Source organism: Pseudomonas pudica, from assembly GCF_015680405.1.
Lineage (GTDB): Bacteria > Pseudomonadota > Gammaproteobacteria > Pseudomonadales > Pseudomonadaceae > Aquipseudomonas > Aquipseudomonas pudica.
This window is the reverse complement of sequence record NZ_JADLJS010000011.1, coordinates 1-22,643: the sequence shown is the minus strand read 5'-3', so window position 1 is coordinate 22,643 and position 22,643 is coordinate 1. Positions and strand designations below refer to the sequence as shown.

Here is a 22,643-nt window from a genome sequence, read left to right as displayed (position 1 = left end):
CAGCCTGTCGAGGTGCGCTAATTTAGTGAAAGAGCTTCCCTTTGGCAAGCATTTTTTTCAATTTTTTCATGCATTTGCATTTGAGCCCCGGCGAACGCTGACCGACCAGTCAGCCTTACTGCTTTACCTCGCCCCTGGCGCTGGGTAACGTCGTCGCCACGCCAACAAAAGGACTCTGCCATGAGCGAGCTGATTACCTACCACGCCGAAGACGGCATCGTCACCCTTACCCTGAACAACGGCAAGGTCAACGCCATCTCGCCCGACGTTATCGCCGCCTTCAACGCCGCGCTCGACCGCGCCACGGAAGAACGCGCGGTGGTGATCATCACCGGGCAGCCCGGCATTCTGTCTGGCGGCTACGACCTCAAGGTGATGACCAGCGGCCCCAAGGAGGCGATCAGCCTGGTCACCGCCGGCTCCACCCTCGCCCGCCGCCTGCTGTCGCACCCGTTCCCCGTGGTGGTCGCCTGCCCAGGCAATGCCGTGGCCAAGGGCGCCTTCCTGCTGCTTTCGGGCGACTATCGCATTGGCGTCGAAGGGCCGTACAAGGTTTGCCTGAACGAAGTGCAGATCGGCATGACCATGCACCATGCCGGCATCGAACTGGCCCGCGACCGCCTGCGCCGCTCGGCCTTCCACCGCTCGGTGATCAATGCCGAGGTGTTTGACCCGCAGGGCGCGGTGGACGCCGGCTTCCTCGACAAGGTGGTGCCGGCCGAGCAGTTGCAGGATGCGGCACTGGCGGCGGCTTGGGAGCTGAAGAAGCTGAACATGCTGGCGCACAAGAACACCAAGCTGAAGGTGCGCAAAGGGTTGCTGGAAGCGTTGGACAAGGCGATCGAGCTGGACCAGCAGCATATGGGTTGACATTGCCGGCCTCTTCGCGGGTGAACCCGCTACCACAGGGAACTCCCAACCTTGAAGGTGTGGTGATCCTGTGGGAGGGGGTTCACCCGCGAAAGGGCCATCACAGGTTCACACCTCGGGTTTGCCCCAACCAGTGCACAGCCGTACACTGCCCGGCGACTGTCTGGTGTGAGTCGTACCATGCTTTATTCATTGCGCATGTTCCTGCTGGCGCTGCATTTCCTTGCCGTTGGCACCTTGGGCCTGGTCATCGGCCTGTGCCGCCCCTTCAACCCCGATAACAGCCGCGTGTTCGCACGCCTCTACAGCCTGCCGGCCACCTGGCTGATGCGTATCAGGGTCAAGGCCGAAGTCGGCCCGCTGTGGGACCAGCCGCCAGGCTGCGTGATCGTCGCCAACCACCAGTCCAACTTCGACCTGTTCGTGCTGGGCCAGGTGGTGCCGCAGCGCACCGTCGCCATCGGCAAGAAAAGCCTGGGCTGGATCCCGCTGTTCGGCCAGTTGTTCTGGCTGGGTGGCAACGTGCTGGTCGACCGCAAGAACGCCTACCAGGCACGCAAGGCCATGCAGAAGACCACCCGGGTCCTTCAGGACGACACCTCGATCTGGATTTTCCCCGAGGGCACGCGCAACCCCGGCGAGCACCTGCTGGCCTTCAAGAAAGGCGCGTTTCACATGGCCATCGAGGCCGGTGTGCCGATCGTGCCAGTCTGCGTCAGCCGCTATGCCGGGCGCCTGAGCCTGAACAGCTGGCGCCAGCGCACGGTGATCGTACGCTCGCTGCCACCGATCGCCACGGCGGGCATGACCCTGCAGGACCTGCCAGCGCTGATCGAACAATGCCGGGGGCAGATGCAGCAATGCATCGACCGCATGGAAGGGGAACTGGCCAAGCGCTAGGTTGCTCTTGCGCCCACTACAGCCCAAGCTGTAACCCGTGTCCAACCGGAATAAGCGAACAACCATGGGTCGAGTCGTGGCATCGGCGGTGTACAGCGCCGGCAGAAAGGTCACCAACATCAGCATCGATGAAGGCAGCGAATGGGCGCGCAAGCCAGGGCACTTTGTATGGATCGGCCTTGAAGAGCCCAACGCAGAGGAACTGGCCAACCTGCAGTGCCAGTTCAACCTGCACGAGCTGGCCATCGAAGACGCCCTGGAAAAGCACAGCCGGCCCAAGTTGGAAACCTTTGGCGACGCCCTGTTCATCGTCACCTACTCGCCGGTGCGCCACGAAGGCAAGCTGGAGTTCATCGAAACCCACATCTTCGCCGGCAACGGCTACATCATCACCTGCCGCAACGGCCACTCCAAATCCTATGCCCTGGTACGCCAGCGCTGCGAGGCGCGGCCGTTGCTGCTGGAGCACGGCGAAGACTTCGTGCTGTACGCCCTGCTCGACTTCGTCACCGAGAACTACCAGCCGGTCAGCGAGGCCATTCATGGCGAGATCGAAGAGCTGGAGCAGAGCGTGCTTGGCGGTTCGCTGCAAGAGGACGATATCCGCCGCCTGCACAGCCTGCGCCGCGACATCCTGCGCCTGCGCCGCTACGTGGCACCGATGGTGGAAGTGAGCGAGGAACTGCAGCGCCTGAGCTTCCCGTTCATCGACAAGAACATGCGCCCGTACTTCCGTGATGTGCAGATCCACGTGACACGGCAGATGGAAGACCTGGCTGGCATCCGCGACATCGCCAGCCAGACCATCGAGATCGGCATGCTGCTGGAGTCGTCACGGCAGAGCATCGTGCAACGCAAGTTTGCAGCCTGGGCGGCGATCCTGGCGTTCCCCACCGCAATTGCCGGCATTTACGGGATGAACTTCCAGAACATGCCGGAGCTGGGGTGGCACTATGGGTATTTCGGGGTGCTGGGGGTGATCGGGCTGGGTTGTACCGCGTTGTATGCCAGCTTCAAGAAGTCTGGCTGGCTTTGAGATTGTCGGGACCGCTTTGCGGCCCCGGGGCCCTCACGCCGCGTCGTGCTTGCTCACCGGCTGCTGGATAAACCGCAACATCCACTTCCCCACCAGGTCGCCCTGGTGCTCGGTGGCCAGGCTGGCCACGGCCTTGTGGTACACCTCATCACCCAGATACTCCTGGCGCGCATCGAGCAGTGCGCGGGAGTAGTCGTGCACGAACTCCGGGTGCCCCTGGAAGCACAGCACCTGGTCACGAATGTGGTACGCCGCGTTCGGGCAGAAGTCGCTGGAGGCGATCACCGTGGCGCCTTCCGGCAGCTCGGTCACCTGGTCCTGGTGGCTGATCAGCAAGGTCAGCTCCGATACCTCCGGGTCCATCCAGGGCGCATGGGCTGCCAGCGAATAGCGATGGATACCCACGCCCCAGCCCTGCTCGGCACGCTCGGCCTTGCCACCCAGGGTCAACGCCAGCAACTGGTGGCCGAAACACACACCCAGCAGCTTCTCGCCACGCTCGTACAGCTTCAACAGGTAGGCCTTGAGCGTCTGGATCCACGGGTCGGTACCAAACGAGTCGGCCTTGCTGCCCGTCACCAGGTAGGCATCGAACACCTCGTTGTCGGCGGGGTAATCGCCGTTCATCACGTTGTACACACGAAATTCGGCGGCGATCGGCTGACGCGAGAAGAGCTGCTCGAACATCCTGCCGTAGCCCTGGTACTGCGCGGTCAACTCCGGTCGCAGGACATCGGTTTCAAGGATGCAGATGCGTAACGACATAGGGATAGTCCTGAACGACATGGGTGGGAATCTGCTGTAGAGACTGACGCGAAAGGCACGTACAAGCAAGTAGGCCGCACTGACGAACGGTCACATTTCGTCGGGGCCCTGCTGGCACTTGCGCCACCGTCTAGCGAGAGCATGCCAGCCAGCTGGCATTTGGCCTCATAGCCAGAAGAAATCAACGATCAACAGCATTAGAACAAAGGGTTCTCAAACATGGATGACGCACACCCTACTGTTGGTTGTATATCCACTTTCAAGAGGCAGGCAGTTCAGGCGTCACGCAACGCCACTGCGATCGACCCGAAGCGCGACAAGGAAGCCAACGGGTATTCAGGAATAACAACAAGAAGGCGGTCCGCCATGTTCAGACAATCGAAAATTCGCCAAGCTGGGCTCATTCTCTTCGCCACGACTTTGCTGCTGATCCTGCCGAACCTCACACGTTTGTTCGGCTGACCGCTGCTGTGGCGCCAACAGGCAACGCACAGGTAACCTGCTGGCCTTGATGGTCGGAGATTACCCATGCGCCACTGCCTTGCACTGTTAGTGTTGTTCCTGAGCCTGCCGCTGTCGGCGGCGCAGCTGCACCTTGAACTGGGCGCCACGACGCGCGAGTGGAGCAGTGCAGACCTGCTCGTCCACCCGCAGGCCCGGGACATCAGCATCGACCAGGACGTTTCCTACAAGCAGCCCATGCGTTACAGGGCGGTGCCGCTGGCCGCGCTGCTGGATGGCGTGAGCGCCAGCGACCATCTGCAAGCGGTGGCGCTGGACGGCTTTGCCGCCGAAATGCCGGCAGCGCCGCTGTTGCAGCACGGGCCGGCACAGGCGTGGCTGGCGGTGGAAGAACCGGGCCGGCCGTGGCCACCACTGGGCCAGGGCAAGCCGAGTGCGGGGCCGTTCTACCTGGTGTGGACTGCACCACAGGCCAGCGGCATCCGCCCGGAACAGTGGCCGTTCCAGATTTCGACCATTCGCAAGCTGGCTTCTGTCGAGGCGCGTTTTCCGGCGCTGCTGCCCGACCCGAAGCTGCCGGCCGAAAGCCCGGTGCGCCGGGGCTTTGCCTTGTTCCAGCAGAACTGCCTGGCGTGTCACCGGCTGAACGGCGCGGGGGATGCACAGGTGGGGCCGGACCTGAATGTGCCGCATAACCCGACCGAGTATTTTCGGCCCGAATATCTACGACAGCTGATTCGTGACCCGCAGAGTTTGCGGCAGTGGCCGCAGGCGAAGATGCCGGGTTTTGCAGAAAGTGTCTTGAGTGAACCGGAGCTGGATGAATTGCTGGCCTATTTGAGGCATATGGCTGGGCGCAGGCCTTGAGGGCTGTGTGTGCTTCTTCGCGGGCTTGCCCGCTCCCACAGGATCACCACAGGCTTGAATGCCGTGAGATACCTGTGGGAGCGGGCAAGCCCGCGAAGAAGGCAACACAAAACTCTCAGGCTATGGGCCGCTCCTGCTTGACCCCCCAACCTTCCACCTCACCGCCATAAGGTGTCACCAGCTGCTCGAAGGCCTCTTCAAAGTCGCCAATCCCGCCATGGGTGGCATACATGACCTTGCTCAGTTCCAGATGCCAGGCACCGTCGCCCAGCTCCTTCACCTGGGCATTCAGCGATTCACCGCGAAACTGCCCGGCCGCACGGCGGGCCCCTGCTTCGTCGGGGAATATGGCGTAGAACTCGATGGGGTGGATCTGGGTGAAGTCGAAACCGCCTGCCTTCATCTGGCGCAGGACGTTGCTGCTGATATCGTCGTTCTGGCTGCTCATGAAACGTCCTCCTGAATAATGCGATGGATAGACTTTCCGTGCACTACGCACCTGCCGGCAACGGCCGGGCAGTTCGAGCTGATGCAAGACGCGAAGGGATGCGGTGCCGCCCCGCAGAATAGACTGGCACCTTCTTGCAGCGTAGTGCCTGCCAGGGCACCACGCAAACGTGTGGTTCAGGGCGTTTCGTGGATGCTGGTGATGGTCACGCCACTCTGCTCCTTGAGCCAGCGTGCAGTGGGGGAAATGGCGCGGTCCTGGAAGTCGTTGAGGTCCAGTTCGTCCATCACCGGAAACAGGTGCGAACGGATGGCCCGCGCGGCATCCTCCTCGCTGGGGCACTGCTCGGCGCGCAGCGTCAGGGTGGTGAGCACGCCTTTCTGGTCGGCAAAAATGACTTCCCACTCTTTCATCGAACGACCCCTCTCAGTCAACGAACACCGGGTGTGTGATGCCTGAAACAAGTGACCTTGAGGTGGGGAGAATGTTCAGTCAGATGACTTGGTAGCGGTGCGGCTTTTTGTGGGAGCGGCCTTGTGTCGCGAAAGGGCCGCAAAGCGGCCCCGGCGATTTATGCATGGATACTGGATCTGGGGCTGCTGCGCAGCCCTTTCGCGACACAAGGCCGCTCCCACACGGCCCAGGTCCGCCTGGCGATCCAGCTATTACTTCGGCGTGCCGTGCACTACACCGGCAGTGTTATCCAGCAAGCTCTTGGTCGCGGTCTGGATATACGCTTCCAGCTTTTTCAGCATCTCTGGCTGGTCCGGGCTTTCGATCAGCTCGGCCTTGAACTCTCTGCCCAGCTGGTAGCGGTACATGCGCGGGGTCATGTCCTTGGACTCGATCAGGATGCGGTCGCCCTGCACCAGGCCGACGATCTGCTCGCTGCCCGATGGCTTGATCATGCCCATGCCCTGGTCGCCCTCAGGCAGGTTGAGCAAGTCGCGGCCCCAGCACTGGTGACGGGCCTGGCCACCCAGGCGGCCCATGATGGTCGGCACGATGTCGACCTGGGTGCCCACGGTGTGGTTGACCGCACCGAACTTTTCCTGGATGCCCGGGGCAATCAGCAGCAGCGGCACGTTGAAGCGGCCCAGGTCCAGCTCGGTGACCTGCTGGTGGTTGCCAAAACCATGGTCGCCAACGATGACGAAGAGGGTTTCCTTGAAGTACGGCTCCTTGCGCGCCTTTTCGAAGAACTGCCCCAGCGCCCAGTCCGAATAGCGCATGGCGGTCAGGTGCTCGTCCAGGCGCCCCTGGCCGGTTACCGGCTCTACCGGCAGGTCCTTGGGCAGCGCGTACGGGGTGTGGTTGGACAGGGTCTGCAGCAGCGCGTAGATAGGCTTCTTGCCATCATGCTTGGCCAGCTCTTCGGCGCCGCGGTCGAACATGTCCTGGTCGGACACGCCCCAGGTCGGGTCGGAGAACACCGGGTTGACGAAGTCGTTACGGCCAATGAAGGTGGTCATGCCCTGGTTGCCGAAGAACCCGGACTGGTTGTCCCAGGCAAAATCGCCGTTGTAGACGTACACGTCGTCGTAATCGCGGGCGCTGAGCAAGGCCGGCAGGCCGGACAGCTTGTGGCCACCTTCCGGGGTCTGCATCAGGTATTCGAAGCCTGGCAGGTTCGGGAAGCAGGCCATGGTGGCGAACATCCCCTGGTGGGTATGGGTGCCGTTGGAGAAGAAGCGGTCGAACAGCAGGCCCTCTTTGGCCAGCTTGTCGAAGTACGGGGTGATGTTGTTGGGGCTGCCCAGCGCGCCCACAGAGTGGCCGGCGAAGCTTTCCATCAGGATCACCACCACGTTCTTGATCGGCAGGGTGCGCTCGGCCGGCGGCACGAAGTCGCGGCGGATGGCTGCCTCGTCGGCATCGACCAGAGTGTCGTTGGCGGTCAGCAATTGCTCGCGCACGCTCTGTGTGGCCACGTCCTGCTCCAGCACCGGCTTCCAGATGTTGGCGCGGTCTTCGCCGAAGCGGCTCTTGGCAGCATCGATCAGGGTCAGGGTGCCGTTCAGGCCCAACTGGTTGACGAAGTTGGAATCGGTGGTGAAAGCATCACCCCAGCGCATCGGCGGGCCCTGGCGCAAGGTGCCACGGGCGGCGACCACGGCCACCAGCAGGATGACCATGAACACCGCCAGGCGGTTGTACCACGGGGCCGCGCGGCGCTGAAGGGTGACCTCGCCGGCGCCATTGCCACGGGTCATGCGGTCGATGCCCTTGAACAGCAGGCTCAGCAGCCAGGTGCCGAACAGCCAGGCCAGCAGGTAGCGCACCACCGGGAAACCGTACCAGAGCATGCTCAGCACGGTCTTCGGGTCTTCCTTGATGTACTGGAACACCAGGCCGTTGAGGCGCTGGTGGAACTCGCGATAGAAGTCCATCTCCATCAGGCCGAGGAACATCACCACGCTCGAGGTGATGGTCAGCCAGAAACGGAACAGGCCACGCCGGGCCATGGCCCAGGGGCTGAGGATGGCCAGCAGCAGCGGAATGCTGATGTACACCACCACCCGCAGGTCGAAGCGCAAGCCGTTGAGGAAGCCTTCGGCGACGGTCGCATTGGGGGTATCGCCGATCATGTCGCTGTTGTAGACCAGCAGCGCCAGGCGCACGAGGCTGAGCATCAGCATGATCACCAGGCCGCTGAGCAGCGTGTAGGCCAGGTGGGATTTCAGGGTGGGCGAGAACGACGCTCGCGCGCCCCGTTGCTTCAAGGCGTCCGGGTTAGCCATGAATGGGAAGGTCCTAGGATTGCGGGTTTGCGGAGATGGCGCAGGTGTATACCAACGCAGCATTGTGCGGGTGCGGATTCTGTTTAAACCAATGTGAAAATTTTGTCACGGGGGTGTTGCGGGTTTTGTCTGTTCCGGCCCTATCGCCGGCACAGCCATTCAGATCCTCACATTCCCCCGCGGCCCGGCGATCGCCCATATCACCAGCCCCACCACCGGCAGCAAGGCGATCAGCAGGATCCACAACACCTTGATGCCCACTTCGCTGCCACTCTTGATCACATTGAGGATGGCCCAGATATCCAGCGCCAGAATGATCAGCCCGACCAGGCTGTTGAACGTCGACCCCATGCCAAAACTCCTGTCAAAAGCTTTTGCTGCACAGCATAGCCAGCTATCACGTCGATAGAAGGGAATCCTTGGCCGTTTGCGCGGGTCACTGCTTAAACTGCTGTATCCATCGATTTCGAGGTTGCCATGCCCCCCGCTAATACCCACCCCGTTGCCCTGCCATCGCCCGTCAGCGCCTGGCGCCAACAGATGCACGACAACCCATGGATAGGTGCTGGCCTGGCCCTTAGCCTGCTGGTGGTACTGGTACTGCTCGGGGCAAGCCTGTGGAACGCGGTGAACGGCGACCACGCTGAAAACCTGCACCTGGCCGCACTGGGCGGGTTGTCCGGCTTTGGCGCCACGGCACTGGGCGCGGTGCTGGCGGTGGTGCTGCGCGATGTCAGGGCGCGCACGCAGGATGTGATGCTGGGTTTTGCCGCCGGCATGATGCTGGCGGCCAGTTCGTTTTCACTGATTCTGCCGGGCCTGGATGCCGCCCGCGAAATTACCGGCAACGGCCCGGCCGCGGCCTTTACCGTGGTGCTGGGCATGGGCCTGGGCGTGCTGCTGATGCTGGGCCTGGACCGCTTCACCCCGCATGAACACGAAAGCACCGGCCCTTGCGGCCCGGAGGCCGAGCGCATCAGCCGGGTGTGGTTGTTCGTGCTGGCGATTACCTTGCACAACCTGCCTGAGGGCATGGCCATTGGCGTGAGCTTTGCCAATGGCGACATGAACATCGGCCTGCCGCTGACCAGCGCCATCGCCATCCAGGACATCCCCGAGGGGCTGGCGGTGGCATTGGCCTTGCGCGCTACCGGGTTGTCGAACCTGAAGGCTGCGCTCGTGGCGATCGGATCGGGGCTGATGGAGCCGCTGGGCGCGGTGATCGGCCTGGGGATTTCTACCGGCTTTGCCCTGGCCTACCCGGTGAGCATGGGGCTGGCGGCAGGGGCGATGATCTTTGTGGTGAGCCACGAGGTGATTCCCGAAACCCACCGCAATGGGCACCAGACAGCGGCGACCCTGGGGTTGATGGGTGGGTTTGCGGTGATGATGTTCCTGGATACCGCACTGGGCTGACTATTCAGGTTGCCTGAACCGGCCTCTTCGCGGGCTTGCCCGCTCCCACAGGACTCCACTGCCCTCGGGCCCAGTGATTATCCTGTGGGAGCGGGCATGCCCGCGAAGAAGCAACCGCGGAAATCAGACGTGCACGGCGACCTTCAAGGCCTCCAGGGCCGGCTCGACCTTGATCCCCACCTCTGCCCCCAGCTCCAGCACCCGCGCCAGGTCGTTCTGCCCCACCATCACCATCTGCAGCTCGTCATCCAGCAACTGGCTGAAGTTGAGTAGCACATATCCACCCGCCTCTTTGTTCAACGCCCCCATCTGCACCTGGATACGGTTGAGCGCGGTCAGCGGCTCGGTGCGGGCCAGTTGCTTGGGCTTGAGGGTAAACGGCACGCTCTGGTCGAACGAATCGCTGATCTGCTGGAACAGCTCCTGGTAGCTGTCGGCCTGGAACACCACGGTGTCCGGCAGGCTGCCCAGCACCACCCATTCGCCAAGCGGGATGGGGAAGCTGTCGTCGTAGTTGATGTCGGGGTTGGCGGCCAGGAAAGCGGCGGGGTCGGCGTAGGCCTGGGCGGCCTCGTCGGCGATGCGCTCGATGTCTTCCTCGCGCATGCAGCCAGCGCCAATGAGGCTTATGAATTCGAGCAACTGAGTTTTCATGAAAGGGGGCCTGCGACGGGTGAAAAGTCGCCAAGGATAGCCGCAAATGCCCCCTTGCGGTTAGCCGGCCAGCACTTGCAGGCGCGCTGCGGCGTCCACGGCCCCCATGGTTTGCGCTGCCATCAGCGCGGTGCTGCCACGGGCATCCTGGCGGGCCGGGTCGGCTCCTTGGGCCAGCAGGTATTCGAGGATCTCGCTGCGGTTGAACATGGCCGCCAGCATCAGCGCGGTGCGGCCATCCTGCGCGGCGGCGTCCACCGGAACGCCGTGTTCCAGCAGCAGGCGGATCATGGCCAGGTCGCCCTTGAACGCGGCACCGGCGATGGGCAGCTGGCCGTTATCGTTGGCAATCAGCGGGTCGGCGCCATGCGCCAGCAGCACGCGCACTGCGTCATGATGGCCGTGGTAGCTGGCCAGCATCAGCAGGGTGTCACCCTTGTGGTTGCGCAGGTTGGCCGGCAGGCCACTGGTTAGCAGGCGCCCGAGCATCTCGGCATCACCCTGGCGGGCACGTTCGAACACCTGCTCGGCGAAGGCGGCGGTTTCGTCGTCGGTCATGGTTGCAGGCGTGGGTTGGCTGGACATTTGGAACCTCCTGGCAGAAATCGTTGCCCAAGTCTTTGTCAGGCAAGGCTGCCGGGTCAAAGGTTCAGATTCTATCGGGCCGATAGCTGGCCGCCTGTCGTGCAATATGCACTGTGCAAAATGCACGACCGTGCAGGTTGCACGGAAGCGCTTAAGAAAAAAGTGCGTAACCTCCTGAAATTAAAGGAAATTTTCAAAGAAAAGTTCCTGGCACGGACACTGCAACGATCGACTCACGTCTGTCACACAACAGCCAGGAGTTGATATGGACCTCATCCAGGAAAAGTTCGTTTCGGTATTTTCGGCCTATCAGGTGAACACTCAGGCCCGCCCCGACGGTGGTGTGCTGCTGACCCTGCGCGCTGCTGATGGCAAGGTCACCCGCCGAGTATTGACCTATTCACAATTGCACAGCGCCGAGCAGCTTTCGTGGGCGATCAGCGCCATCCGCCGGGATTTGGCCGAGCAGGCCAGCGAGTTGCCGGTGATTTCGATGCTGCAGAGCCAGCAGCGGTTTGCCCTGCCGACCTATCGCTGAGTTTGGTTTTGGTGGATCTGGCCTCTTCGCAGCACGAGGCTGCCCCTACAGGGCCCGCGCCGGCCTCAGGCTTCGCGTTTTACCTGTAGAAGCAGCCTTGTGCTGCGAAGAGGCCGGCAAAACCATCACAACTCATCGATGCCAAGAAACGCCCGCGCAGTCACATCTCCGGTAAACCTCGGCTGTATCCCCTGCTCGCTGCCATACAACCGCAACGCCAGGCAAAATGGTACATCGCCCAGCTCGACCCAGCGCCGGGTCCCCGCCGGCACCACCAGCTGGTCGCCCTTCTCGCACAGCACCGAATACACCCAATCCCCCAAACGCAGGCCAACCTGCGCCCGCCCGCTGACCACGGCAAACACCTCCTCGGCGTCATGCACATGCTCATCGCGTACATCTACCTGCGCAGGGGCCTCACCGTCACGGTTGAGCACCACGAAGGCCTTGCTGCCGTGCGCCGTCATCAACTGGTCCAGGTGATCGCGACAGGCTTCCAGCACCTCGTCCTGGGCCGTGCCCGGGCGCACCCGCAGGCCATGCGCGGCATGGGCAAAGCGCACGCCCTGCTCGGCCAGGGTGGCGGTGATGTCGTCGTGGTGGGTCAGCACCTTGTTCGGCAGTTCCGGGCTGGAGAGATGGAAAACGCTGAGAATGCTCATCAGGGGCGGGTCCTGGTCGGTTGCGAACAAAGGGCAATGATAACGGCTGCAGCCAAAGCTGCGGCACTGGCCATACCAAAGGTGAAGGTGGGGCCCAGCAGTTTCCAGCTGTAGCCCGAATACAACGCCCCCAGCGCACCGCCAGTGCCCGACAACGCCGCATACAGCGCCTGGCCCTGGCCCTGCTGGCGGGCGCCGAAGCTGGCCTGGACGAAAGCGATGCTGGCGGCATGGAAACAGCCGAAGGTTGCAGCATGCAGCACCTGGGCGAACACCAGCACCGCCGGCTCACCGGCCAGGTTGCCCAGCAACAGCCAGCGCAGCGACGCCAGCACGAAGCTGGCCAGCAACACCCGTTGCACCGAAAAGCGCGCGAAGATGCGGCTCATGGCCATGAACACCAGTACTTCGGCCACCACCCCCAGTGCCCACAGCAGACCGATGGCACCCCGGGCATAGCCCAGGTGTTCCAGGTGCAGGGTGAGGAAGGTGTAGTACGGCCCGTGGCTGAGTTGCATCAGTGCCACGCAGGCGTAGAACGCGATCACCCCGGGCGCCCGCAGCTGCTGCAGGAAGCCGCCCGCGCCGGTGCGCTCGCCCTGCTCCACCGGCTGGGCATTGGGTACCCACAGGCTGGCGGCGACGATACCGGCCATGATCGTGACCAGCGCCACCGGGTAGATATCCAGGCTCAGCCACTCGAACAGCCGGCCCAGGCCGACCACGGTGAGGATGAAGCCGATCGAGCCCCACAGGCGCACCTGGCTGTAGCGCGCGGTTTGCCCGTGCAGGTGGGCCAGGGTAATGACCTCGAACTGCGGCAGCACCGCATGCCAGAAGAATGCGTGCAGTGCCATGACCAGCGCCAGCCAGGCGTAGCTTTTGCCAAGGAAGATAAGAGCGAAGGTGGCCAGGGTCGACAATGCGCCCAGGCGCACGATCAGCAGGCGCTGGCCGGTGCGGTCACCCAACCAGCCCCACAGGTTGGGGGCGATACAGCGCATGAGCATGGGGATGGCCACCAGCTCGCCGATGCGTGCCGGAGAGAAGCCCAGGTGGTCGAAGTACAGCGCCAGGAACGGGGCGGTGGAACCGAGCAGGGCGAAGTAGAACAGATAGAAGCTGGACAGGCGCCAGTAGGGGATTGGTTGCATGGGGTCGCCTATGGGGTTGCCGGTACTGGCCCTATCGCCGGCAAGCCAGCTCCCACAGGTACCCCACAATGTTCAGGCTTGTGGTAATCCTGTGGGAGCTGGCTTGCCGGCGATAGGGCCAGTGCAAGCGAATCAGAGCTGGCCCAGCACCGGGGTATTCACCTTCACATCGGCATTCTGCGCGCGGTGGCGCAGCAGGTGGTCCATCAACACGATGGCCATCATCGCCTCGGCGATGGGCGTGGCGCGGATGCCCACGCACGGGTCGTGGCGGCCTTTGGTGATGACATCCACCGGGTTGCCGTCAATGTCGATGGAACGGCCCGGGGTGGTGATGCTGGAGGTAGGCTTCAGTGCCAGGTGGGCAACGATCGGCTGGCCCGAGGAAATACCCCCGAGGATGCCGCCAGCATTGTTGCTGAGGAAACCTTCCGGGGTCAGTTCGTCACGGTGCTCGGTGCCGCGTTGGGCCACGCTGGCGAAGCCGGCGCCGATTTCCACGCCCTTGACCGCGTTGATGCTCATCAGCGCGTGGGCCAGTTCGGCGTCGAGGCGGTCGAAGATAGGCTCGCCCAAGCCCGGCATGACGCCTTCGGCGACCACGGTGATCTTGGCGCCCACCGAGTCCTGGTCACGGCGCAGCTGGTCCATGTAGGCCTCCAGCTCGGGCACTTTGCTCGGGTCAGGGCTGAAGAAGGCGTTCTGCTCCACCGACTCCCAGGTCTTGAACGGGATTTCGATCGGGCCCAGCTGGCTCATGTAGCCGCGCACGGTGATGCCCTGGGAGGCCAGGTATTTCTTGGCAATGGCGCCGGCGGCCACGCGCATGGCGGTTTCGCGGGCCGAGCTGCGGCCACCGCCACGGTAGTCACGGATGCCGTACTTGTGGTGGTAGGTGTAGTCGGCGTGGGCCGGGCGGAACAGGTCCTTGATCGCCGAGTAGTCCTTGGACTTCTGGTCGGTGTTGCGGATCAGCAGGCCGATCGAGCAGCCGGTGGTGCGGCCTTCGAACACGCCGGAGAGGATTTCCACCTCGTCGGCTTCTTGGCGTTGGGTAGTGTGCCGGCTGGTGCCGGGCTTGCGCCGGTCGAGGTCGTGCTGCAGGTCGGCGAGGGAAATTTCCAGGCCCGGTGGGCATCCATCGACAATGGCGACCAACGCCGGGCCATGGCTCTCGCCAGCGGTGGTGACAGTGAACAGCTTGCCGTAGGTATTGCCGGACATGGACGCTCCGCGAGATCTGCCTGAAGTGAACGAAAGCGGCAGTATACAGATGGATTGATCGCCTGTGCTGGCCTCTTCGCGGGCTCGTCCGCTCCCACAGGTACCCCCACGACGCAGGTCTGTGGTAAACCTGTGGGAGCGGGCGAGCCCGCGAAGAGGCCGAACCTGCCAGGCAAGGCCCGAGAACCTTCCCGCAAACACTGGGTCAAACCCTCATCTCCCCATGTAGTACCGCATGATGTCGCGCCTCGTCGCCCTGTTCTTCCTGCTGTGCACCGGCCTGGCCCAGGCCGCCGCCCCCACCGTGCTGCAACGCCCGATCGACCTCGACACCGGCCAGGGCGTGCTGCACGGCAGCCTGCTGCTGCCGCAACAGGCCACCCCACCACCGGTGGTGCTGATCATCGCCGGCTCCGGGCCCACTGACCGTGACGGCAACAACCCGGCGTCAGGCCGGGTCGACAACCTCAAGCGCCTGGCCCTGTTGCTGGCCAACGAGCACATCGCCAGCGTGCGCTACGACAAGCGCGGGGTGGCCGCCAGCCAGCCGGCCACGCCCGACGAGCGTGACCTGAGCGTGGAGCGCTACGTGGCCGATGTGGTCGCCTGGAGCCACAAGCTCAAGGCAGACCCGCGCTTCGGCCCGTTGATCCTGATCGGGCACAGCGAAGGCGCGCTGATCGCCAGCCTGGCCGCCGAGCAGGCCGGTGCCAGCGCGGTGATTACCCTGGCCGGCAGCGGCCGGCCGCTGGCCGAGGTGCTGCGCGAACAGCTGGCCCAGCGCCTGCCGCCGGCACAACTGGCCGGTGGCAGCGCCCTGCTCGACCGCCTGCAGGCCGGGCAGACCAGCCTGGAGGTGCCGGCGCCGCTGCGCCAGGTGTTCCGCCCCAGTGTGCAGCCCTATCTGATTTCGCTGTTCCAGCAGAACCCGGCGGCGGCCTTTGCCCGCCTGCCAATGCCCGCGCTGATCGTGCAGGGGCGCAACGATGTGCAGGTGGGGGTGGTCGACGCCGAACGGCTGAAGGCGGCCAAGCCGGATGCCCGACTGGTGCTGATCGATGGCATGAACCACATGCTGCGCATCAGCCCCAAGGCGATGAGCCAGCAGCGCGACAGCTACCTCAACCCTGAACTGCCGCTGGCAAGGGAGCTGGGCGAGCAGATTGTGACGTTTATCCAGCATTTGCCATCTGCCTGACCCTCAGGTCTTTGCCGGTACGGCCGATATTTCAGTATTAGCGGAACTTTGGGGCCGCTGGCGCGCCCCATCGCCGGCAAGCCAGCTCCCACAGGAACACAACAGGCCTGAATGCCCTGCGGTCCCTGTGGGAGCTGGCTTGCCGGCGATGGGCTGCGCAGCAGCCCCTGCCGCATGCCCGTACCCAAGGACAAGCCCTGATGACAACCGCCCCTACCGCCGTAGAGCCGGCCGAAGAGCCCGAGGAAAGCACCGCCCTGCCCTGGGCCGACCTGGCCGCCGAACATTTCCAGCTGTTGCGCCTGGCCGCCCTGCCTACCGACCGCAACACCGGCGCACGGCCACTGCGCTTTGTGCAGTTCGGCTATGCCGAACGCCACGACAAGGCCCACAGCCTGTTGCGCATGGAAATCCAGCTGCCTGGGCAGAAAGTGCACAAGGAACAGAACCGCCTGGACATTCGCGTCGACCACACCGAGCGCCTGGTGCGCATCGGCAATGAACATGGCCTGCAACTGGAGCCGCTGAACCGTGGCATCGGCCGCTTCCTGCTGGCTCAGGCCGCGCAATGGCTGCAGCGCAAGTGGTCGCACTACCGGATCGAGGGCATGGCGCTGCCGAGCAAGGATGCGCTGAACGAAGACTCACGCCTGCGTCGTGACCACTGCCTGCGCGGGGTGGGTATCGAGGTGGAGTACGAGGACAGCCAGCACCTGAAAGGCCGTACCGTGGAAATGACCGTGGGCCAGCTCAAGGGCGCGTGGAACAGCGAGCGCTTGCAGCGAGTGGGGATACTGGATGCTGCCGGCCTGCTGCAGCAGGCTGACCAGCAGTTGCAGGAGAAGGAAGGGCAACTGCGTGAGCGAGATGAACGGGTTGCCAAGTACCAGCGTGAAGACAGCGGGTTGCGCTTTACCATTACCTGCCTGGTGGCGTTTGCGGTGTTCCAGGCGGGGTTGCTGATCTGGATCGCCACGCGCTGAGACCGCGTCGCCTGCTTCGCGGGCTTGCCCGCTCCCACAGGTACAGCGCTGTCCTCAGGCTTTGCGCAATTCCTGTGGGAGCGGGCAAGCCCGCGAAGAGGCCCTGGAATCAGACCCGGGCCTTGAACAGCTCCTGATGCTGGCGGCACTGCTCGGCGGTCAGCATGAACACCCCATGCCCGCCGCGCTCGAATTCCAGCCAGGCAAAGTCCACTTCGGGGTACAGCGCCTCGACATGCACCTGGCTGTTGCCCACTTCGACAATCAGCAAGCCCTTGTCGGTCAGGTGGTCCGCCGCTTCGGCCAGCATGCGCCGCACCAGGTCGAGGCCATCGTTGCCGCAGGCCAGGCCCAACTCGGGCTCGTGGTGATACTCGGCCGGCATGTCGTCGAAGTCTTCGGCATCGACATACGGCGGGTTGGACAGGATCAGGTCGAAACGCTGCCCCGGCAAACCGCCAAAACCGTCGCCCTGCACGGTGTACACGCGCCCATCCAGGCCGTGGCGTTCGATATTCTGGTTGGCCACTTCGAGCGCTTCGAACGACAGGTCGGCCAGCACTACCTCGGCCTCGGGGAACACGTCGGCGGCAACGATGCCGATGCAGCCAGAACCGGTGCACAGGTCGAGAATGCGCGCCGGCTCGCTCGCCAGCCACGGCTCGAAGCGTTTCTCGATCAGCTCGCCAATCGGCGAACGCGGCACCAGCACGCGCTCGTCGACGATGAACGACATGCCGCAGAACCAGGCCTCGCCCAGCAGGTAGGCAGCCGGCACGCGTTCTTCGATACGGCGCTTGAGCAGGTGCTGCAGGCGTACCCGCTCGTCGTCCTCGAGCATGCAGTCCAGGTAACTGTCGGCCACCTCCCACGGCAGGTGCACCGCCCCCAGCACCAGCAGGCGGGCCTCGTCCCAGGCGTTGTCGGCGCCGTGGCCGAAGAACAGATCGTGCTCATGGAAGCGGCTGACCGCCCAGCGGATATAGTCGCGCAGCGTGCGCAGGCGGGATGTGATCACGGGGTACTCCTAATTCAGACCGGACAAAAGTCTAACAGCCCAACCCGCACATTTGTTCCTTTGCCTTGCCCAATGGCTAGCCACAAGCCAGTAACCATGCCGCTTGCGTTGTCAACCATTCCCATTGGCGCCAAGGCAGGGGACAATAGGTATACAAAAGCCCTATCCAAGGAGCCCTTGATGTCCGTTCCAACCACGATGTTTCGCCTCACTGGCCGCGACTATCCGCCGGCCAAGCTGAGCCACGCCAGCCTGATCATCATCGATGCGCAAAAGGAGTACCTCAGCGGGCCCCTGGCGCTGTCGGGCATGGACGAGGCCGTGGCCAACATCGCCAGGTTGCTCGACGCCGCGCGCAAGAGCGGCCGTCCGATCATCCACGTTCGCCACCTGGGCACTGTCGGTGGCCGCTTCGACCCACAAGGGCCGGCCGGCCAGTTCATTCCGGGGCTGGAGCCGCTGGAAGGCGAAATCGTCATCGAAAAACGCATGCCCAATGCATTCAAGAACACTCAGCTGCATGAGACCCTGCAGGCGCTGGGCCACCTGGACCTGATCGTCTGCGGCTTCATGAGCCACTCCAGCGTCAGCACCACGGTACGCCGCGCCAAGGACTATGGTTACCGCTGCACCCTGGTGGAAGACGCTTCGGCGACACGCGACCTGGCATTCAAGGATGGGGTGATCCCGGCCGCGCAGATCCACCAGTGCGAAATGGCCGTGATGGCCGACAACTTCGCTTGCGTGGCCCCTACCGCCAGCCTGATCTGATCGGCTGGGTACAACCGCCCGGCAGCCGGGCGGAACCCGATGGGCGGCTCCAGGTCGAATTCCGGATATCCACAGAGGAGAGCGGAATGAAGCTCAAAGGCAGTTTCGACGCCAAGCGCCTGCGCCCGCGCGAACCGCGTAACTGGGGCGCCCGCCTGGCGGCCGGCCTGGCGGCCATGCTGGCGACCCTTGGCGTGCTGCTGGCGATGGCCGGTGTCGCCGGCCTGCTGGGCAACTACCCTGCGCTGGCGGAACTCAACGCCAACAAACCGCTGGCCGGCATCCTCACCGTGGCCGGTTTGCTGCTGCTGTGGCTGGGTGTGCGCTTCTGGCGGCGCAGCCGCATTCGCCTGCGCCGCGGGCGCGAGCTGAACCTGTCGCCGCACCTGATGAAGAAGCATGACTGATGGGGTTGTATTACCTGTATCGGCCTCTTCGCGGGCACGCCCGCTCCCACAGGTACCCCGCTCCCTTCAGCCGCTGTGATATCCCTGTGGGAGCGGGCGTGCCCGCGAAGAGGCCCGCACAGGCTGCACAAGGCCCCACAGTCGCGTAAACTACGCCGCCCACGTGGAGGCATCATGCAAGACGACGATTTTTCCCTGTTCAAGGCCGAAGTGCGCGGTGTCAAACCGATCACGCACGACCGCGCCGAAGTCGGCAAGCCAAAGGCCGACCGCCAGAAGCTGGCCGGCCTGCGCCAGGCGGCGACCGTGCGCAGTGACAAGGCATTGGTGATCGACGGCATGTCCGACCAGTTCGTCATCGACGTTGGCGCCGAAGACGAGCTGCTGTGGCGCCGCGATGGCGTGCAGGAAGGCCAGCTGCGCAAGCTGAAGCTGGGGCAGATTCCGTTCGAGGGCAGCCTCGACCTGCATGGCATTACCGTGGAAAAGGCCCGCGAAACCCTGTGGGACTTCATCGCCGAAGCCACCAAGCTGGAAGTGCGCTGCGTGCGGGTTACCCACGGCAAGGCCGCGCGCCTGGACGGCAAGCGCCCGATGATCAAGAGCCACGTCAACACCTGGCTGCGCCAGCACCCGCAGGTGCTCGCTTTTGCCTCGTGCAACGCCCGCCACGGCGGCACCGGCGCGGTGTATGTGATGCTCAAGCGAACCATGCTCGAAGGCCGCGACGAGTAACGCCGCGCTTGCAGCGCCGCCCTCGCCGCCGTACCCTTCGTTTTTGCGATTTTTTCCCACAGGTAGATCCATGTCCCTGGAACAGAACTACACCGAGATCCTCAGCCAGATTGGCGAGGACGTCTCCCGTGAGGGCCTGCTCGACACGCCCAAGCGGGCTGCAAAGGCGATGAAGTACCTTTGCCGCGGTTATGAGCAAACACTGGAAGAAGTCACCAACAACGCGCTGTTCAGCTCTGACAACAGCGAAATGGTGCTGGTCCGGGACATCGAGCTGTATTCGATGTGCGAACACCACATGCTGCCGTTCATCGGCAAGGCGCACGTGGCCTACCTGCCCAAGGGCAAGGTACTTGGCCTGTCGAAGGTGGCGCGCATCGTCGACATGTACGCTCGCCGCCTGCAGATCCAGGAAAACCTCAGCCGCCAGGTTGCCGAGGCCGTGCAGAAGGTAACCGGTGCCGCCGGCGTTGCCGTGGTCATCGAAGCCAAGCACATGTGCATGATGATGCGGGGTGTCGAGAAGCAGAACTCGACCATGATCACCTCGGTGATGCTGGGTGAGTTCCGCGAAAACGCCGCTACCCGCAGCGAGTTCCTCAGCCTGATCAAGTGATTGGCTGCTGACCCCGAGCCGACCCTGCCGGGTCGGCTTTTTCATTTCAGGAGTTGCCCATGATCGTCAAAGCCCTGCGGGTTGGCCTCGGCCAGCTCATCGTGTTCGGCGACTGGATCAGCCGCCCGGCCAAGCGCAAGCGCGACGCCGCCGCCCAGGCCCGCGTCGAGCAAGCGGCCCAGGGCCTGGCGCTGTACCAGTTCCACGCCTGCCCGTTCTGCGTCAAGACACGCCGCACCCTGCACCGTTTGAACGTGCCGGTGGCGCTGCGCGATGCCAAGAACGACCCGGTGCACCGCCAGGCCCTGCAGGAAGGTGGCGGCCGGGTGAAAGTGCCGTGCCTGCGTATTGAAGAAGCGGGCAAGGTGACCTGGATGTATGAGTCCAAGGCGATCATTGCCTACCTGGATGAGCGGTTCGCTTCGGCCTGACAGTTTGCAGCGGCCTGTACTGGCCCTTTCGCGGGCACGCCCGCTCCCACAGGTTCACCACAGGGCTGAATATTGTGGAATACCTGTGGGAGCGGGCATGCCCGCGAAGAGGCCGGCACAGGCTAGAAACTAGCCCACCATCGGCACATGCCGCGGGTGGCTGCTGACCCGCTCCAGCCAGGCCCTCACTGCCGGGTAATCGGCCAGGTCGAACCCGCCCTGATGCGCCACATGGGTGTATGCATACAACGCCACATCGGCAATCGAATACTGCTCGCCGACCAGGTACGGCGTCATCTGCAGCTGCCGCTCCATCACCCTCAGTGCCTTGTAACCGCCCTTGTGAAGCTTGCGGTACTCCTCCAGGCGCTCGTCCGGCAACCCCAGGTAGAACTGGATGAAACGCGCCACGGCAATATACGGCTCATGGCTGTACTGCTCGAAGAACTGCCACTGCAACACCTGGGTGCGCAGGCGTGGCTCGGTGGGCAGGAACTCGCTGCCATCGGCCAGGTAGTTGAGAATGGCATTGGATTCCCACAGGTAGCTGCCGTCCTCAAGCTCCAGCACCGGCACCTTGCCGTTGGGGTTCATCGCCAGAAACTCCGGTGTTTCGGTCTCGCCCTTTAGGATGTCCACCGGGTGCCATTCGTATGGCCGGCCGAGCAGGCTCAACATCAGCTTGATCTTGTAACAGTTGCCCGACTGGTAGTCGCCATAGACCTTGTACATCGCCCCTTCACTCCCAAGCAGTTCTGCATTTGCGCCCAATAGTTGGCGACTGTACGGCTAAAAGCAATGGCCGCTGTATGGCAAGAATCAACCTTGCTCGCTGTAGTCTGAAAAAACTGCTTACACCTTTACAAGGATTTTGTTCATGAACGATGCCACTTCCGCACGCCTGCGGCCCCTGGCAGACAGCTCCCCGTCGGCGGTGGTCGCCGGCTTCATCGCCATGCTCACCGGCTATACCAGCTCGCTGGTGCTGATGTTCCAGGCCGGCCAGGCTGCCGGGCTGACCAGCGCGCAGATTTCGTCATGGATCTGGGCGTTGTCGATCGGCATGGCGGTGTGCAGCATCGGCCTGTCGCTGCGTTACCGCACACCGATCACCGTGGCCTGGTCCACCCCCGGCGCCGCCTTGCTGATCACCAGCCTGGGCGGGGTCAGCTATGGCGAGGCGATCGGCGCCTACATCACCTGTGCGGTGCTGGTGCTGATCTGTGGCCTGACCGGCAGCTTCGAGCGCCTGGTCAAGCGCATCCCGGCCTCGCTGGCCTCGGCGCTGCTGGCGGGCATTCTGTTCAAGATCGGCAGCGAAATCTTCGTTGCCGCCCAGCACCGCACCTTGCTGGTACTTGGCATGTTCTTCAGCTACCTGCTGGTCAAGCGCCTGTCGCCGCGCTACTGCGTTCTGGCCGCATTGCTGGTGGGCACCGCGCTGTCCGGCGCCCTGGGCCTGCTGGACTTCAGCGGCTTCCGCCTGGAAGCAGCCACGCCGGTGTGGACCACGCCAAGCTTCTCGCTGGCGGCGACCATCAGCATCGGCATCCCGCTGTTCGTGGTGGCGATGACTTCGCAGAACATGCCGGGTGTGGCCGTGCTGCGCGCGGACGGCTACCAGGTGCCGGCCTCGCCGCTGATCTCGGCCACCGGCTTTGCCTCGCTGCTGCTGGCACCGTTTGGCTCGCACGGGGTCAACCTGGCGGCGATCAGCGCGGCGATCTGCACCGGGCCGCATGCCCATGAAGACCCGGCCAAGCGTTATACCGCGGCGGTGTGGTGCGGGATTTTCTATGGCATTGCCGGGGTGTTCGGCGCGACCTTGGCGGCGCTGTTTGCGGCGCTGCCGAAAGAGCTGGTGCTATCGATTGCAGCACTGGCACTGTTCGGCTCGATCATGAACGGGCTGACCGTGGCCATGAGCGAAGCACGGGAGCGGGAGGCGGCGGTGATTACCTTCATGGTGACCGCTTCGGGGCTGACCTTGTTCTCGATTGGTTCGGCGTTCTGGGGGATTGTGGCGGGGGTGCTGGCCTTGATGATCCTCAACCCGCGCAGGGCCTGAAGGTATTTGTTGCCTGTACCGGCCTCTTCGCGGGCACGCCCGCTCCCACAGGGATATCACTGGACCTGAGGGCAATGATATCCCTGTGGGAGCG

27 protein-coding genes are annotated in these 22,643 nt (G+C 63.6%); 15 read left to right on the top strand and 12 right to left on the bottom strand.

Features of this window, described 5'->3' with window-relative positions:
• Positions 1 to 180: 180 nt before the first annotated feature.
• The 3 genes from IRZ77_RS10725 (at position 181) to IRZ77_RS10715 (ending at position 2,806) form a co-directional block, all read left to right on the top strand.
• Positions 181 to 870: a crotonase/enoyl-CoA hydratase family protein gene (locus tag IRZ77_RS10725; RefSeq protein ID WP_196173486.1), complete on the top strand. Its 690-nt coding sequence runs from the start codon at positions 181 to 183 to the stop codon at positions 868 to 870.
• Between the two features lie 180 nt (positions 871 to 1,050).
• Positions 1,051 to 1,770 carry a lysophospholipid acyltransferase family protein gene (locus tag IRZ77_RS10720; RefSeq protein WP_046615494.1) on the top strand — a complete coding sequence of 240 codons (720 nt, stop codon included), beginning with the start codon at positions 1,051 to 1,053 and terminating at the stop codon, positions 1,768 to 1,770.
• Between the two features lie 64 nt (positions 1,771 to 1,834).
• Entirely contained in the window at positions 1,835 to 2,806 is a 972-nt protein-coding gene (locus IRZ77_RS10715) for a magnesium and cobalt transport protein CorA (RefSeq protein WP_046615495.1), read from the top strand.
• Between the two features lie 33 nt (positions 2,807 to 2,839).
• On the opposite strand, the gene IRZ77_RS10710 is transcribed toward IRZ77_RS10715, so the two are convergent.
• Positions 2,840 to 3,571: an amidotransferase gene (locus IRZ77_RS10710; RefSeq protein WP_108480553.1), complete on the bottom strand. Its 732-nt coding sequence runs from the start codon at positions 3,569 to 3,571 to the stop codon at positions 2,840 to 2,842.
• 219 nt (positions 3,572 to 3,790) lie between these two features.
• Between IRZ77_RS10710 and IRZ77_RS10705 the strand changes: the two genes are divergently transcribed.
• Positions 3,791 to 4,033, top strand: coding sequence for a hypothetical protein (locus IRZ77_RS10705; RefSeq protein ID WP_146190377.1), 243 nt, complete (start codon positions 3,791 to 3,793; stop codon positions 4,031 to 4,033).
• Positions 4,034 to 4,099: 66 nt separating this feature from the next.
• Positions 4,100 to 4,900 (top strand): c-type cytochrome, encoded by an 801-nt coding sequence (locus IRZ77_RS10700; protein WP_108480552.1) that lies wholly within the window; start codon positions 4,100 to 4,102, stop codon positions 4,898 to 4,900.
• 115 nt (positions 4,901 to 5,015) lie between these two features.
• On the opposite strand, the gene IRZ77_RS10695 is transcribed toward IRZ77_RS10700, so the two are convergent.
• From IRZ77_RS10695 to IRZ77_RS10680, 4 genes are all read right to left on the bottom strand, one after another.
• Positions 5,016 to 5,348 (bottom strand): ribonuclease E inhibitor RraB, encoded by a 333-nt coding sequence (locus tag IRZ77_RS10695; RefSeq protein ID WP_003260395.1) that lies wholly within the window; start codon positions 5,346 to 5,348, stop codon positions 5,016 to 5,018.
• Between the two features lie 176 nt (positions 5,349 to 5,524).
• Positions 5,525 to 5,761, bottom strand: a complete 237-nt coding sequence (locus IRZ77_RS10690) for a hypothetical protein (RefSeq protein ID WP_046615497.1) — start codon at positions 5,759 to 5,761, stop codon at positions 5,525 to 5,527.
• Positions 5,762 to 6,013: 252 nt separating this feature from the next.
• Positions 6,014 to 8,089 carry an LTA synthase family protein gene (locus tag IRZ77_RS10685; RefSeq protein ID WP_196173483.1) on the bottom strand — a complete coding sequence of 692 codons (2,076 nt, stop codon included), beginning with the start codon at positions 8,087 to 8,089 and terminating at the stop codon, positions 6,014 to 6,016.
• Positions 8,090 to 8,248: 159 nt separating this feature from the next.
• On the bottom strand, positions 8,249 to 8,440 hold the full coding sequence (locus IRZ77_RS10680) for a PLDc N-terminal domain-containing protein (RefSeq protein WP_012271091.1): 192 nt from the start codon (positions 8,438 to 8,440) through the stop codon (positions 8,249 to 8,251).
• 126 nt (positions 8,441 to 8,566) lie between these two features.
• Between IRZ77_RS10680 and IRZ77_RS10675 the strand changes: the two genes are divergently transcribed.
• Positions 8,567 to 9,505, top strand: a complete 939-nt coding sequence (locus tag IRZ77_RS10675; RefSeq protein WP_046615499.1) for a ZIP family metal transporter — start codon at positions 8,567 to 8,569, stop codon at positions 9,503 to 9,505.
• A gap of 123 nt (positions 9,506 to 9,628) precedes the next feature.
• Here the strand turns inward: IRZ77_RS10675 and IRZ77_RS10670 are convergent, their stop codons facing one another.
• Together IRZ77_RS10670 and IRZ77_RS10665 are read right to left on the bottom strand one after the other, a co-directional pair.
• Complete coding sequence (locus tag IRZ77_RS10670) at positions 9,629 to 10,159, bottom strand: hypothetical protein (protein WP_046615500.1); 531 nt, start codon at positions 10,157 to 10,159, stop codon at positions 9,629 to 9,631.
• A gap of 60 nt (positions 10,160 to 10,219) precedes the next feature.
• Positions 10,220 to 10,744: an ankyrin repeat domain-containing protein gene (locus tag IRZ77_RS10665; RefSeq protein ID WP_046615501.1), complete on the bottom strand. Its 525-nt coding sequence runs from the start codon at positions 10,742 to 10,744 to the stop codon at positions 10,220 to 10,222.
• Between the two features lie 265 nt (positions 10,745 to 11,009).
• Between IRZ77_RS10665 and IRZ77_RS10660 the strand changes: the two genes are divergently transcribed.
• Positions 11,010 to 11,282 (top strand): DUF3509 domain-containing protein, encoded by a 273-nt coding sequence (locus IRZ77_RS10660; RefSeq protein ID WP_046615502.1) that lies wholly within the window; start codon positions 11,010 to 11,012, stop codon positions 11,280 to 11,282.
• A 125-nt stretch (positions 11,283 to 11,407) separates the two neighbouring features.
• Here IRZ77_RS10660 and IRZ77_RS10655 read toward each other — a convergent pair whose 3' ends face one another.
• The 3 genes from IRZ77_RS10655 to aroC form a co-directional block, all read right to left on the bottom strand.
• Entirely contained in the window at positions 11,408 to 11,944 is a 537-nt protein-coding gene (locus IRZ77_RS10655; protein WP_135001888.1) for an oxidase, read from the bottom strand.
• A complete protein-coding gene (locus IRZ77_RS10650; RefSeq protein ID WP_046615504.1) occupies positions 11,944 to 13,098 on the bottom strand; it encodes an MFS transporter in 1,155 nt (384 codons plus the stop codon). The genes IRZ77_RS10655 and IRZ77_RS10650 overlap by 1 nt, the downstream gene beginning before the upstream one ends.
• Before the next feature lie 132 nt (positions 13,099 to 13,230).
• Positions 13,231 to 14,322: a chorismate synthase gene (aroC, locus tag IRZ77_RS10645; RefSeq protein ID WP_046615505.1), complete on the bottom strand. Its 1,092-nt coding sequence runs from the start codon at positions 14,320 to 14,322 to the stop codon at positions 13,231 to 13,233.
• A 235-nt stretch (positions 14,323 to 14,557) separates the two neighbouring features.
• On the opposite strand from aroC, the gene IRZ77_RS10640 reads away from it, so the two are divergent.
• Both IRZ77_RS10640 and IRZ77_RS10635 read left to right on the top strand, forming a co-directional pair.
• Positions 14,558 to 15,520 (top strand): alpha/beta hydrolase, encoded by a 963-nt coding sequence (locus tag IRZ77_RS10640; RefSeq protein ID WP_046615506.1) that lies wholly within the window; start codon positions 14,558 to 14,560, stop codon positions 15,518 to 15,520.
• A gap of 200 nt (positions 15,521 to 15,720) precedes the next feature.
• Positions 15,721 to 16,503 (top strand): hypothetical protein, encoded by a 783-nt coding sequence (locus IRZ77_RS10635; protein WP_085602227.1) that lies wholly within the window; start codon positions 15,721 to 15,723, stop codon positions 16,501 to 16,503.
• A 109-nt stretch (positions 16,504 to 16,612) separates the two neighbouring features.
• Here IRZ77_RS10635 and prmB read toward each other — a convergent pair whose 3' ends face one another.
• Positions 16,613 to 17,521 carry a 50S ribosomal protein L3 N(5)-glutamine methyltransferase gene (prmB, locus tag IRZ77_RS10630; protein ID WP_015269350.1) on the bottom strand — a complete coding sequence of 303 codons (909 nt, stop codon included), beginning with the start codon at positions 17,519 to 17,521 and terminating at the stop codon, positions 16,613 to 16,615.
• 180 nt (positions 17,522 to 17,701) lie between these two features.
• Here prmB and IRZ77_RS10625 point away from each other — a divergent pair, with 180 nt between their 5' ends.
• The 5 genes from IRZ77_RS10625 (at position 17,702) to IRZ77_RS10605 (ending at position 20,481) form a co-directional block, all read left to right on the top strand.
• The gene (locus IRZ77_RS10625) at positions 17,702 to 18,292 is read left to right on the top strand and encodes a cysteine hydrolase family protein (RefSeq protein ID WP_025338152.1); all 591 of its coding nucleotides are present in this window, start codon (positions 17,702 to 17,704) and stop codon (positions 18,290 to 18,292) included.
• Positions 18,293 to 18,378: 86 nt separating this feature from the next.
• Complete coding sequence (locus tag IRZ77_RS10620; protein WP_013971504.1) at positions 18,379 to 18,699, top strand: hypothetical protein; 321 nt, start codon at positions 18,379 to 18,381, stop codon at positions 18,697 to 18,699.
• Between the two features lie 174 nt (positions 18,700 to 18,873).
• Positions 18,874 to 19,434 (top strand): Smr/MutS family protein, encoded by a 561-nt coding sequence (locus IRZ77_RS10615; RefSeq protein WP_196173481.1) that lies wholly within the window; start codon positions 18,874 to 18,876, stop codon positions 19,432 to 19,434.
• Positions 19,435 to 19,504: 70 nt separating this feature from the next.
• The gene (gene folE / locus IRZ77_RS10610) at positions 19,505 to 20,050 is read left to right on the top strand and encodes a GTP cyclohydrolase I FolE (RefSeq protein WP_024086498.1); all 546 of its coding nucleotides are present in this window, start codon (positions 19,505 to 19,507) and stop codon (positions 20,048 to 20,050) included.
• Between the two features lie 59 nt (positions 20,051 to 20,109).
• Positions 20,110 to 20,481, top strand: a complete 372-nt coding sequence (locus tag IRZ77_RS10605) for a glutaredoxin family protein (protein ID WP_003260822.1) — start codon at positions 20,110 to 20,112, stop codon at positions 20,479 to 20,481.
• A 129-nt stretch (positions 20,482 to 20,610) separates the two neighbouring features.
• On the opposite strand, the gene IRZ77_RS10600 is transcribed toward IRZ77_RS10605, so the two are convergent.
• Entirely contained in the window at positions 20,611 to 21,213 is a 603-nt protein-coding gene (locus IRZ77_RS10600; RefSeq protein WP_046615509.1) for a glutathione S-transferase family protein, read from the bottom strand.
• Positions 21,214 to 21,358: 145 nt separating this feature from the next.
• Here IRZ77_RS10600 and IRZ77_RS10595 point away from each other — a divergent pair, with 145 nt between their 5' ends.
• The gene (locus tag IRZ77_RS10595; protein WP_108480549.1) at positions 21,359 to 22,549 is read left to right on the top strand and encodes a benzoate/H(+) symporter BenE family transporter; all 1,191 of its coding nucleotides are present in this window, start codon (positions 21,359 to 21,361) and stop codon (positions 22,547 to 22,549) included.
• The last annotated feature ends 94 nt before the right edge of the window (positions 22,550 to 22,643 follow it).

Coding starts and splice junctions, on each gene's coding strand:
- IRZ77_RS10725 (WP_196173486.1), top strand. CDS start 181: ATGAGCGAGCTGATTACCTACCACGCCGAAGACGGCATCGTCACCCTT.
- IRZ77_RS10720 (WP_046615494.1), top strand. CDS start 1,051: ATGCTTTATTCATTGCGCATGTTCCTGCTGGCGCTGCATTTCCTTGCC.
- IRZ77_RS10715 (WP_046615495.1), top strand. CDS start 1,835: ATGGGTCGAGTCGTGGCATCGGCGGTGTACAGCGCCGGCAGAAAGGTC.
- IRZ77_RS10710 (WP_108480553.1), bottom strand. CDS start 3,571: ATGTCGTTACGCATCTGCATCCTTGAAACCGATGTCCTGCGACCGGAG.
- IRZ77_RS10705 (WP_146190377.1), top strand. CDS start 3,791: ATGGATGACGCACACCCTACTGTTGGTTGTATATCCACTTTCAAGAGG.
- IRZ77_RS10700 (WP_108480552.1), top strand. CDS start 4,100: ATGCGCCACTGCCTTGCACTGTTAGTGTTGTTCCTGAGCCTGCCGCTG.
- IRZ77_RS10695 (WP_003260395.1), bottom strand. CDS start 5,348: ATGAGCAGCCAGAACGACGATATCAGCAGCAACGTCCTGCGCCAGATG.
- IRZ77_RS10690 (WP_046615497.1), bottom strand. CDS start 5,761: ATGAAAGAGTGGGAAGTCATTTTTGCCGACCAGAAAGGCGTGCTCACC.
- IRZ77_RS10685 (WP_196173483.1), bottom strand. CDS start 8,089: ATGGCTAACCCGGACGCCTTGAAGCAACGGGGCGCGCGAGCGTCGTTC.
- IRZ77_RS10680 (WP_012271091.1), bottom strand. CDS start 8,440: ATGGGGTCGACGTTCAACAGCCTGGTCGGGCTGATCATTCTGGCGCTG.
- IRZ77_RS10675 (WP_046615499.1), top strand. CDS start 8,567: ATGCCCCCCGCTAATACCCACCCCGTTGCCCTGCCATCGCCCGTCAGC.
- IRZ77_RS10670 (WP_046615500.1), bottom strand. CDS start 10,159: ATGAAAACTCAGTTGCTCGAATTCATAAGCCTCATTGGCGCTGGCTGC.
- IRZ77_RS10665 (WP_046615501.1), bottom strand. CDS start 10,744: ATGTCCAGCCAACCCACGCCTGCAACCATGACCGACGACGAAACCGCC.
- IRZ77_RS10660 (WP_046615502.1), top strand. CDS start 11,010: ATGGACCTCATCCAGGAAAAGTTCGTTTCGGTATTTTCGGCCTATCAG.
- IRZ77_RS10655 (WP_135001888.1), bottom strand. CDS start 11,944: ATGAGCATTCTCAGCGTTTTCCATCTCTCCAGCCCGGAACTGCCGAAC.
- IRZ77_RS10650 (WP_046615504.1), bottom strand. CDS start 13,098: ATGCAACCAATCCCCTACTGGCGCCTGTCCAGCTTCTATCTGTTCTAC.
- aroC (WP_046615505.1), bottom strand. CDS start 14,322: ATGTCCGGCAATACCTACGGCAAGCTGTTCACTGTCACCACCGCTGGC.
- IRZ77_RS10640 (WP_046615506.1), top strand. CDS start 14,558: ATGATGTCGCGCCTCGTCGCCCTGTTCTTCCTGCTGTGCACCGGCCTG.
- IRZ77_RS10635 (WP_085602227.1), top strand. CDS start 15,721: ATGACAACCGCCCCTACCGCCGTAGAGCCGGCCGAAGAGCCCGAGGAA.
- IRZ77_RS10625 (WP_025338152.1), top strand. CDS start 17,702: ATGTCCGTTCCAACCACGATGTTTCGCCTCACTGGCCGCGACTATCCG.
- IRZ77_RS10620 (WP_013971504.1), top strand. CDS start 18,379: ATGAAGCTCAAAGGCAGTTTCGACGCCAAGCGCCTGCGCCCGCGCGAA.
- IRZ77_RS10615 (WP_196173481.1), top strand. CDS start 18,874: ATGCAAGACGACGATTTTTCCCTGTTCAAGGCCGAAGTGCGCGGTGTC.
- folE (WP_024086498.1), top strand. CDS start 19,505: ATGTCCCTGGAACAGAACTACACCGAGATCCTCAGCCAGATTGGCGAG.
- IRZ77_RS10605 (WP_003260822.1), top strand. CDS start 20,110: ATGATCGTCAAAGCCCTGCGGGTTGGCCTCGGCCAGCTCATCGTGTTC.
- IRZ77_RS10600 (WP_046615509.1), bottom strand. CDS start 21,213: ATGTACAAGGTCTATGGCGACTACCAGTCGGGCAACTGTTACAAGATC.
- IRZ77_RS10595 (WP_108480549.1), top strand. CDS start 21,359: ATGAACGATGCCACTTCCGCACGCCTGCGGCCCCTGGCAGACAGCTCC.